This is a genomic window from Daejeonella sp. (genome assembly GCF_030695525.1).
GTDB lineage: Bacteria > Bacteroidota > Bacteroidia > Sphingobacteriales > Sphingobacteriaceae > Daejeonella.
On the sequence record NZ_JAUYSS010000037.1, the window covers coordinates 43,017 to 52,762 of the forward strand.

The following is a 9,746-nucleotide window of genomic DNA, read 5'->3' on the forward strand; positions in this document are numbered from 1 at the left end:
TTTGGTTTTGTATTAATCCTTGTTATTAAGATAATAATTCCATCCTATATACCAGTTGGCTTATTAAAAGTCATTTTAAAAAAAATTAAAACTAAGCATATATGAAAAGGTTTATACTCAATCCACACCTTATGCTGATGGGTTTTATTACCCTCATCGTGGTAAGTTCAGGCACTTCCGTGAAGGCACAGGAAGAAAAAAGAATCAGTCAAAGCATTATTATAAAAAATGGAGACACCATTATCAATGGTAAAAAATTCAGCGAGGCAGATCAGAAAGAACGAATTCGTTTAAGGCAGGAGTTCAGAAATTTGGAAAGTCGCATTAAAGGACCGGATGGTCGAAATGAAAAACGGGTAATTATTAAACCCAAATCCGGAATTGAAAAGGATATTATCATTAGCCGAAAAGGGGATGCCCCGCATGTCTTACATTGGGATGATAGTGATATGGCTGAATTTGAGTTTAACCTCAAAGATAAAATGCCCGGAGGATTGCATGTTTTTAAGTTTAAAGGAGACAGCATGATGTTTGATTTTAATACTGATACCATTATGAAAGAATTCAGGTTCCAAATTGATGGTTTGGATAGTAACCTCAGAAAACGCATTATCACCATGCACAGGGATATGGTCCCAAGGGCGCCAGGGGCACCCCGAATGCCAATGCGCCCTGATGCACCGATGGCCTTTGAATTTGAAAGAAGTGAATTCCCGGGGATGAGGAACAGAAATAATTCCTCTTCTTTTAATTTTAATTCAACAGACAAAAATGGAATCACCAGCAGAATGAGTATCCGCCTCAGCGATGCAGAAAAAAGTCAGGTGAAAACGATTACAGGTATTGAAAATGTCGATAATCTATTGGATGTCAAGGATCTAACAATTTTTCCGAATTTTTCAAACGGTAAAATCGGGATCTCTTTCAATTTAGAGAGCATTGGCCCGATTAGGGTAAAGGTGATGAACAGTGATCTGAAACAGTTGTATACAGAGGAGCTTAGAAATTTTAATGGATCTTACATGAAGCAGATACCCTTAGCAGAAAATGGAGTATACTATATTAGTATAGAGCAAAATAAAGTTTGGTTTATAAAACGATTGCTTAAAGAATAATAATTTGTTGAGATCAAAAAGCCCCGTTCCGGATTACCGGACGGGGCTTATGATTTTAATTTATTTCAGACTTAAGATCAGAATGGAAGATCATCATCATCGGGAGCTGAACTGATGTCAACCGGAGCAGCATATTCAGGAGCTGCCTGAGCTGAGCCTGCAGAACTCAAAGGATTAATTCTCCATACAACCAGGGTATTAAAGTATGAGGTTTTATCTGTCTTAGGATCTTTCCATGCACGCCCGCGAAGGTTAAAAAACAATTCGACCTGATCACCAACATTTATATTATCGAACAGATTTACTTTATCCTGAACTGCCTCAAACTTCACAAATTCGGGATAAGTTGGATTTTCTGCGTATTCAATTATAAGCTCACGTTTTTTGAACTTCTCGCTCACGGTAATTACCGGTGAGATTTCGTGTACTTTGCCTTTTATGTCCATGTTAAAAAAAATTAATGATGTTTTCTGGTTTAGTATCCAATAAAATTAACCGGCTCATTTAGCAAAAACCTGCCGGCAGATACGATTTGTAAAAGTATAAAATTAAGGCAGTTTTTAATTGTTAACTTCGCAATTTATTATGCAAGTTTTCCACACAAAAAGCAAAATCATTATAACCTGTAACAATCGCCTTGCTCCTTATCTTAAGCAGGAGGTAGAAGCATTGGGTTATGAGATAAAGAGAGTATTCAGTACTGGTTTGGAACTGGAAGGAACTATCAATGATTGTATCCCTCTGAATTTGAATTTACGTTGCGCGAGTCAGGTTTTATACTCTATTAAAGCATTCACTGCCGAGAATCCGGCAAGACTTTATAAGGAATTACTGGAAATATCATGGGAAGAGCTGATTGACTTTACCGGCTATTTCTCAGTAAGTTCAACTGTCGATAATGAAACGATCACCACTCCGCTTTTCGCAAATCTGAAAGTGAAAGATGCAATTGTAGATCGTATTAAAGAGAAAAAAGAGATCAGGCCAAATACCGGACCGGAAACGAACAAGGCAGTTATTCACCTCTACTGGAAGGAAAATGACGCTGAAATATTTATTGATACCTCTGGTGAAACCCTGGCCAAACATGGGTACCGCAAAATCCCGGGTAAGGCGCCAATGCTGGAAGCGCTAGCTGCCGGAACCATCATGGCCACAGGATGGGACAGAAAAAGTCCCTTTGTTGTACCAATGTGTGGATCAGGAACTCTGGCAATTGAAGCAGCCTTGCTTGCAACTGATAAAACGCCAGGAATGTTTCGAATGAACTATGGTTTCATGCATATCATTGGTTACGATGAGCAAGTTTTCTTCGAAGAAAGACGAAAGTTAAAAGAGAAGGCAAAAAAAGAGATTGATTTCAGAATTGTAGCAACTGATCATTCTGAGGATGCAATTGATATTTCAATAAAAAATGCAAAAACTGCAGGTGTTGATCATCTGATTGATTTCTCAGTCTGCGATTTTGAAGATACTGAAGTACCCGAAGCTGCAGGGATAGTTATTTTTAACCCCGAATATGGTGAGCGTCTTGGAATTCATACTAAACTCGAAGCTACCTACAAACGCATCGGTGATTTTATGAAGCAGAAGTGTAAGGGCTACAGAGGATATATTTTCACCGGAAACCCTGATCTTGCAAAAAAAATAGGCCTGCGGGCTTCGAGGAGAATCGAATTTTACAATGGTAAACTAGATTGCAGGCTATTGGAGTACGAATTATATGAAGGCAGCAAAAGAGAACCCAAACCTGAATCATGATCAGCTCATCGCTGAAACAGTAAAGTTTGTTAAGCATACTTTAGAGGGCGCCGAAAGCGGGCATGATTGGTGGCATATTCAACGGGTATGGAATAATGCCCTACATATTATAAAAACAGAACCAGCTGAGCAACTCATCGTTGAACTTGCTTCATTATTACATGATATTGCCGACAGCAAATTTCATGATGGCGACGAGGAAATTGGCCCGAAAAAAGCAGGAGATTTTCTTTCTTCACAGGAACTGCCTGAAGATTTGATCCTGCATGTTCAGCAAATCATCCGTAATATGTCATTTAAAGCAAGTTTGGGAAAAGTTGAATTCCACTCAAAAGAGCTCAAAATTGTTCAGGATGCCGACCGTCTTGATGCAATTGGAGCAATTGGAATTGCCAGGGCATTCACTTACGGAGGCTTCAAAAACCGTGAATTATTCAACCCTGAGATACCTCCGGCACTTAATATGAGCAAGGAAGAATATAAAAATTCCTCCGCTCCAACTATAAATCATTTTTACGAAAAGTTGCTTCTGCTAAAAGATAAAATGAATACTGAAACCGGAAGGAAGATCGCAGCGGAAAGGCATTTATTTATGGAACAGTATCTGGAGCAATTTTTTAGGGAATGGGAGGGGAAATAGGGAATGGGGAATAGGGATATATACTTAAGTCTAAATTTTCTGGCTCCTTTTCAATTTCTAAACAACATGAGTTCGATATTTATATCTAACCACATAGATTGACTTGTATTATGCTTTAAAGGAAACATAGATTCTAAATCACATATATTGAAGTGAAGCTTCAAGGCTATCTGTGTCTAAAATGAAGGTTGGTAGCTATAAAATGCTATGTTTCTATGCGGTTTTTAAATATTATGTTGGGCTCACGTTAAATAATATTCAACAGACCAAAATAAATTAACATCATTATACCACTTAAGAGGGTCATTCTCGACATGTTCTTAAAATTTGCATTCACCGGATCCCGGTAAACTTTGGCAAACCAACTAAGAAATAATACAAATACCGGGGCAGAGGCAATCAAAAACAACCAGAAATTCATAATTAATTCCAATCTATCCCAATAAATAAAAAGGAGAATTCCGGAAAGCAGGAAAAGGCAGGCTGAAAAATAAAAAGAACCCCTGATGCCTAACATAAGACTCAGCGTCTTATCTCCCCTTTTCGAATCCTCCTCATGCTGATATACCTGAGTAAGCGGATAAGTTGCCCCAATCAGACAGGAACAAATGATTCCGGCGATTGTAAAATTCAAATTCCATCCAAATAGTGTATCAATGCCTGAAATAGAAGCATAGGTACTCCAATAAACAAAGGCTCCCTGAAATATAAATACAATCAGGAAACTAATAATCGGATATTTCTTTAATCTGATTGAAGGATGACTATACATTTTAGAAAACAGCCCGTAAATAAGGACGGCAAAAAACAAGATCCATCCAACATAAATTGCTAATAATAAGGCAATTATATCAAGCAAGAGTGAAAAAAAGTACAGATTTCTGTCAACAGGCGGAGGATTTTCTATGAGCGCAATACTTCCTTCGTCTTTATCGAAATAACTATTGTACCCATTGCTGGCAGGATAAACAAACAGATGCCAAATCACAAATGTTAAAATTGCATTCACTGTATTGATTTCGGGTACCTGAGAAAGCGCAAAAAGAAACACAGGCAGCAGAAAGACTGAAAACAATATGCGTAAATGCAATAAAGTGGATACACTCGGGAAGAAGCTTTTTAAAAGATTCATTTACTAATTTAATAGGAGTCCAATATATAAATATCTAAAGATTAATATTTAACCACATAGATTGACTTAAATTATGCTTTAAAGGAAACATAGATTGAAGCGAAGCTTCAAAGCTATCTGTGTCTAAATTGAAGCTTGGCAGCTATAAAATGCTATGTTCCTATGCGGTTTTTAAATATTATGTCAATTTCACCTTAAATTAACATTTTATACTGAAATCAGTCCTTAAAGTAACAAATGGTTTCAATCAGAAATATAGAATCATTTCTGGCTTATATATTGATATTAAAACCAAAAACATAAATATTTAGTAATTTACTCATATGAGCAGTTGCATTAGCGCGATTGGTACCGCCAACCCCAAATACCGTATCCCTCAGAATGATATTTATCAGTTCATGATCAAGGCATTCAATCTGAGCGATACCAATGCTTCGCGGCTAAAACGTATTTATGACCATTCAGGAATTGAACATCGCTACTCGGTGATTCCGGATTTCGGAGAAAAGGAAAGTAATAATAATACATTCTTCGGGAAGACTGCTGACTTTGAGCCTTTTCCCGGTACCCGCGAACGATTAAGCCTATATCAGGATACTGCAGCAGATCTCGCATCAGAAGCTGTTAATGATTGTATATCTAATCATGCTGAGATTCTTAGTGCTTCGATCACTCACTTGATAACTGTTAGCTGTACAGGTATGCACGCTCCCGGAATAGATATCGAACTGGTTGAGATATTAGGATTAAACCGAAATATAGAAAGAACCTGTATTAATTTCATGGGCTGTTACGGCAGCTTAAATGCCCTTAAAGTTGCTGATTATATCTGCCGCGCAGATCCATCTGCAAAAGTTCTGATCGTTTCAGTAGAACTCTGCACGCTTCACTTCCAAAAGGAAAACACCCTGGATAACTGGGTTGCCAATTCGCTTTTTTCGGATGGTGCCGCCGCAGTTATTGTAGAAAACAGCAAAAACTCAAAGTCTGAAAAAAAATATTTGACACTTGATACTTTTTATTCTGAATTTTTAAATGAGGCCAAAAATGAAATGGGCTGGTATGTAGGGGATGCCGGATTTGAAATGAAGCTAACCTCGAAGGTATCTAAACTTATAACAAAACATGTTCAATCCATTTCCAATAAACTTCTTAATAAAGCAGGTCTGAATTTCAAAGATATTGGTCGTTTTGCAGTGCATCCCGGAGGAAGAAAAATCCTGGAGGCTGCTGAGAATGCACTTGGTTTTTCATCCATTGCAAATCGCTTTGCCTATGATACATTACGGGATTATGGAAATATGTCTTCTGCCACAATATTATATGTTCTCAAAAAACTGATGGATGACCCTGAGGGAATCGATGGTGAAAATATTCTTGGCTTTGCTTTCGGACCCGGCTTAACTGTTGAATCGATGATCTTAAAAAGAAACGGAAATGCCTGACTTTAGTCGCCGAAGTTTAGAAGAAGAAATGATGGACGATTTCTCATTGGGACATGAGATTATCGACCCGATCATGGATGAGCTCGAAGTAGTAAACAAGTTACTCGGCGGGTACAATGTGTTTTTTGATGCCTTCGAAAAGATTGGGCTAAAAGATGGAATGATCATCAGTGATTGGGGTTGTGGTGGCGGGGATTCATTAAGGGTTATTGCAAAATGGGCTCGCAGACGAAATCTTAAAATTCATTTGGTTGGAGTTGATGCTAATGAATCTGCCATCGAATATGCGAGGAAAAGATCCGGGAATTTTCCGGAGATCTCGTATATTCTTACTGATGTAATGAGTGAAGAGCTCGTTAATAATCAATTTGACATTGTAATTTCGAGTCTGTTTACACATCATTTTACCGATGAAAATTGGATTCGGCTGATTCAAAAAATGGCGGATTGTGCCAGAAAACAGGTCGTGATCAATGATTTGCACCGCCATTGGTTTGCCTACCATTCCATCGGTATATTAACCTCTGTTTTTTCGAAATCTGAAATGGTTAAGCATGATTCAAAGCTTTCTGTACTTCGCAGTTTCAGACTGATAGAGCTGGAGCATCTCTTAAAAAAAGCAGGAATTAAAACATTCTCGATCAAATGGATGTGGGCATTCAGATGGCAGGTATGCATTGAGACATCAACAAACAGGGAGATAGTAAGTATCTGATTTGAAAACTGAATATGAGTGATATACTGATAATTGGAGGCGGACTCGCAGGATTGACCAGTGCAATTCTTCTTCAACAGAATGGATATCAGGTAAACGTATTCGAAAAGAAAAAATATCCATTACACAGAGTTTGTGGAGAATATATTTCAAATGAAGTCCTGCCATTTTTGGAATCATTGAATATCGGGATTTCCAAATCCGGCTACTCAAGGATAAACCATTTGGCAATCACTTCGGTTTCCGGTAAAATTTTACAGGCAGAACTTCCAATGGGTGGATTTGGCTTAAGCCGTTATAAACTAGACCAATTAATGTACGAACAAGCAAAAAGACTTGGTGTGGAATTTGTTTTCGAACGCGTTGATAATATATCTTTTAAGGACGATAAATTCACAATCACAACTCCCGGAAATAGGGTGTATGAGTCGGCTATTGCCATTGCAGCCTATGGTAAAAGATCTAATCTTGACCAAAAACTAAATCGTAGTTTTTTTTACAGACGGAGTCCTTACCTTGGTGTAAAATATCATATAAAGACTGAACATCCCGGGAACCAGATCCGCCTTGATAATTTTCAGGGTGGTTATTGCGGTTTAAATAAGATAGAGGATGATAAATTCTGCTTGTGCTACCTCTCAGAAACCGCAAACCTTAAAAGATATTCAGGCATACCTGAAATGGAGGAAGAGGTTCTGTACAGAAACCCATATTTACGTAGCCTGTTTAAAAACTCAGAATTTTTATTCGATAAGCCTGAAGTAATTAATGAAATTTCCTTTGAAAAGAAAACCCTGATAGAAAATCATTTGCTATTTTGTGGTGATTCGGCCGGAATGATTACTCCGCTATGTGGAAATGGAATGGCAATTGCCATTCATTCGGGAAAAATACTTGCAGATAGTATCCTGCGCTATGCAAAAAAAGGAGCAGCCTTGAACAGAATTGCACTAGAAAATAATTATAAGTTTGAATGGGGAAAACAATTTAGCATCAGACTTAAAAGTGGCCGTTTGATTCAGCAGTTATTTGGTAACACATTTATTTCTGACATGACCTTAAACATACTCAACAAATTTCCAGACATAACACAATTTTTGGTTAAAAAAACACATGGCGAAACGTTAAAATACTAACTTGCACTATGAAATTGTGGGTACTCGTTTTTATCAATGCCCTGGCGGTTGCTTTATCCCTTTCGATAATCAACTTCTACTTTCAGCAAAATCTCGTCGATTTCTTAATTACTTTTTCAGTTTCCCTTATAACCAGCTATCTGGTCTTCTATTATCTGATCGAAAGATTTGTTTACAGTAAGATTAAACTGATTTATAAACTGATTCACAACCTGAAACTGGGCAAGGATTTGAAAGATGCTTTGGGTGAATACGTGAGTGCTGATCCGATTAATGATGTTGAACTCGAAGTTAAGGAGTGGGCAAGAGATAAAAAATCGGAGATTGATCGGTTAAAAGATCAGGAAAAATTCAGAAGGGAATTCTTATCAAATATTTCACATGAGTTAAAAACTCCTCTTTTTGCAATACAGGGCTATATTGAAGCTCTGCAGGAAGGAGATATTGATGATCCTGAAATATCAAGGCAATTTCTTGAAAAAGCTTCCAGAAATGTCGACCGCCTCACATTTTTTATTAAAGATCTTGATGCTATTTCAAAACTGGAAAGCGGGGAAATAGCTGTTAATTTTGCCCGCTTTAACTTGACGGAACTAATACATGAAGTAGTTGAATCCCTTGAATTAAAAGCGAAAAAATATAATATCACTCTCCACTTTAAAGACAAGTATCATAGCCCGACCTGGGTATATGCCGACCAGGAGAAGATCAGACAGGTTTTGGTAAACCTGCTCGATAATTCCTTTAAATATGGCAAAAGTGGTGGAAATACCTCCATCAAAACCTTTGAACTTCATGATCAGATTTTGGTCGAAATCACTGATGATGGTATCGGAATTGAAGAAAAATATCTTCCCAGACTTTTTGAACGATTCTACCGTACCGATAAAAGCCGTTCCAGACAAATTGGAGGCTCAGGTTTAGGGCTAGCCATTGTGAAACATATTATTGAAGCCCACCAGCAAACCATAACCGTAAGAAGTACGGAAAATATAGGTTCAACATTTGGATTCACACTCCAGCGGGATAAATAAATCGGATTGTTTTGTTAACATTAACTTAACATTGGGTTTGTAAATTTGCAGCATCTTAAAATCCAATACGATGTCACTGAACAGTATTTTCCAGTACTTCATTCCTAAAGACAAGAAATTTTTTCCTCTTTTCGAAAAGGATAGTGCAAACTTAATCCAATTAGGTGAAAAGCTTGTTGAGGCAGTTAACACTGAAGATCTTACCCTTCGCAAGAAATTATTCAAAGACATTGAAGATCTTGAGCATACGGGAGATGAGATCACTCATCAGATACATCTGGAACTAAGTAAGAATTTCATTACTCCCTTCGACCGGGAAGATATTCACAGACTGGCAAGTGCGATTGATGATATTGCCGATTATATTCATGGCTCTGCAAGCCGTATGGATTTGTATAATGTCATTGTAATAACCCCCCCGATTAAAGAACTTGCAAATTTGATCTTACAAGCATGCCAGGATCTTCATAAGGCCATTCACGAATTAAGGGATTTGAAAAATATCCGTTTAATTGCAGATTGCTGTGTGCGTATAAACAGCATTGAAAATCAAGCTGATTATATTTTTGACAAAGCAGTCGGTGAACTTTTCGATAATGAGAAAGATGCGGTAAACCTGATCAAATACAAGGAAGTACTTTCAGCGCTCGAGACCGCTACTGATATGTGTGAGGATGCAGCGAACGTGCTGGAATCTATCCTGGTGAAAAACGCTTAATTACATCATTAAAGATATTACACCAGTTATATGGGTTTTACACTGTTAAT

At 37.6% G+C, this 9,746-nt stretch carries 10 protein-coding genes; 8 read left to right on the top strand and 2 right to left on the bottom strand.

Translation table 11 applies throughout. The features are described from left to right. Window positions 1–101 precede the first annotated feature (101 nt). Window positions 102–1,115, top strand: a complete 1,014-nt coding sequence (locus Q8S11_RS08360) for a hypothetical protein (RefSeq protein WP_305661632.1) — start codon at window positions 102–104, stop codon at window positions 1,113–1,115. A gap of 77 nt (window positions 1,116–1,192) precedes the next feature. Here Q8S11_RS08360 and Q8S11_RS08365 read toward each other — a convergent pair whose 3' ends face one another. Beyond that, window positions 1,193–1,561, bottom strand: a complete 369-nt coding sequence (locus Q8S11_RS08365; protein ID WP_305661633.1) for a DUF3127 domain-containing protein — start codon at window positions 1,559–1,561, stop codon at window positions 1,193–1,195. Between the two features lie 139 nt (window positions 1,562–1,700). On the opposite strand from Q8S11_RS08365, the gene Q8S11_RS08370 reads away from it, so the two are divergent. Beyond that, on the top strand, window positions 1,701–2,876 hold the full coding sequence (locus tag Q8S11_RS08370; protein WP_305661634.1) for a class I SAM-dependent RNA methyltransferase: 1,176 nt from the start codon (window positions 1,701–1,703) through the stop codon (window positions 2,874–2,876). Next, on the top strand, window positions 2,839–3,516 hold the full coding sequence (locus Q8S11_RS08375) for an HD domain-containing protein (RefSeq protein ID WP_305661635.1): 678 nt from the start codon (window positions 2,839–2,841) through the stop codon (window positions 3,514–3,516). Before Q8S11_RS08370 ends, Q8S11_RS08375 begins: the two co-directional genes overlap by 38 nt. A gap of 247 nt (window positions 3,517–3,763) precedes the next feature. Here Q8S11_RS08375 and Q8S11_RS08380 read toward each other — a convergent pair whose 3' ends face one another. Beyond that, entirely contained in the window at window positions 3,764–4,648 is an 885-nt protein-coding gene (locus tag Q8S11_RS08380) for a UbiA family prenyltransferase (protein WP_305661636.1), read from the bottom strand. 323 nt (window positions 4,649–4,971) lie between these two features. Between Q8S11_RS08380 and Q8S11_RS08385 the strand changes: the two genes are divergently transcribed. The 5 genes from Q8S11_RS08385 to Q8S11_RS08405 all read left to right on the top strand — a co-directional run bounded on the left by Q8S11_RS08385 (window position 4,972) and on the right by Q8S11_RS08405 (window position 9,696). Continuing rightward, on the top strand, window positions 4,972–6,093 hold the full coding sequence (locus tag Q8S11_RS08385) for a type III polyketide synthase (protein WP_305661637.1): 1,122 nt from the start codon (window positions 4,972–4,974) through the stop codon (window positions 6,091–6,093). After that, window positions 6,086–6,808: a methyltransferase domain-containing protein gene (locus Q8S11_RS08390; protein ID WP_305661638.1), complete on the top strand. Its 723-nt coding sequence runs from the start codon at window positions 6,086–6,088 to the stop codon at window positions 6,806–6,808. Before Q8S11_RS08385 ends, Q8S11_RS08390 begins: the two co-directional genes overlap by 8 nt. Before the next feature lie 14 nt (window positions 6,809–6,822). Then, on the top strand, window positions 6,823–7,944 hold the full coding sequence (locus Q8S11_RS08395; RefSeq protein ID WP_305661639.1) for an NAD(P)/FAD-dependent oxidoreductase: 1,122 nt from the start codon (window positions 6,823–6,825) through the stop codon (window positions 7,942–7,944). Between the two features lie 8 nt (window positions 7,945–7,952). Next, window positions 7,953–8,978, top strand: a complete 1,026-nt coding sequence (locus Q8S11_RS08400) for a cell wall metabolism sensor histidine kinase WalK (RefSeq protein ID WP_305661640.1) — start codon at window positions 7,953–7,955, stop codon at window positions 8,976–8,978. 70 nt (window positions 8,979–9,048) lie between these two features. Beyond that, window positions 9,049–9,696, top strand: coding sequence for a DUF47 domain-containing protein (locus Q8S11_RS08405; protein WP_305661641.1), 648 nt, complete (start codon window positions 9,049–9,051; stop codon window positions 9,694–9,696). Window positions 9,697–9,746 lie beyond the last annotated feature (50 nt).

What these genes read in the sequence shown, in the direction of transcription:
- Q8S11_RS08360 (WP_305661632.1), top strand. Translation starts at nt 102, where the DNA reads ATGAAAAGGTTTATACTCAATCCACACCTTATGCTGATGGGTTTTATT.
- Q8S11_RS08365 (WP_305661633.1), bottom strand. Translation starts at nt 1,561, where the DNA reads ATGGACATAAAAGGCAAAGTACACGAAATCTCACCGGTAATTACCGTG.
- Q8S11_RS08370 (WP_305661634.1), top strand. Translation starts at nt 1,701, where the DNA reads ATGCAAGTTTTCCACACAAAAAGCAAAATCATTATAACCTGTAACAAT.
- Q8S11_RS08375 (WP_305661635.1), top strand. Translation starts at nt 2,839, where the DNA reads ATGAAGGCAGCAAAAGAGAACCCAAACCTGAATCATGATCAGCTCATC.
- Q8S11_RS08380 (WP_305661636.1), bottom strand. Translation starts at nt 4,648, where the DNA reads ATGAATCTTTTAAAAAGCTTCTTCCCGAGTGTATCCACTTTATTGCAT.
- Q8S11_RS08385 (WP_305661637.1), top strand. Translation starts at nt 4,972, where the DNA reads ATGAGCAGTTGCATTAGCGCGATTGGTACCGCCAACCCCAAATACCGT.
- Q8S11_RS08390 (WP_305661638.1), top strand. Translation starts at nt 6,086, where the DNA reads ATGCCTGACTTTAGTCGCCGAAGTTTAGAAGAAGAAATGATGGACGAT.
- Q8S11_RS08395 (WP_305661639.1), top strand. Translation starts at nt 6,823, where the DNA reads ATGAGTGATATACTGATAATTGGAGGCGGACTCGCAGGATTGACCAGT.
- Q8S11_RS08400 (WP_305661640.1), top strand. Translation starts at nt 7,953, where the DNA reads ATGAAATTGTGGGTACTCGTTTTTATCAATGCCCTGGCGGTTGCTTTA.
- Q8S11_RS08405 (WP_305661641.1), top strand. Translation starts at nt 9,049, where the DNA reads ATGTCACTGAACAGTATTTTCCAGTACTTCATTCCTAAAGACAAGAAA.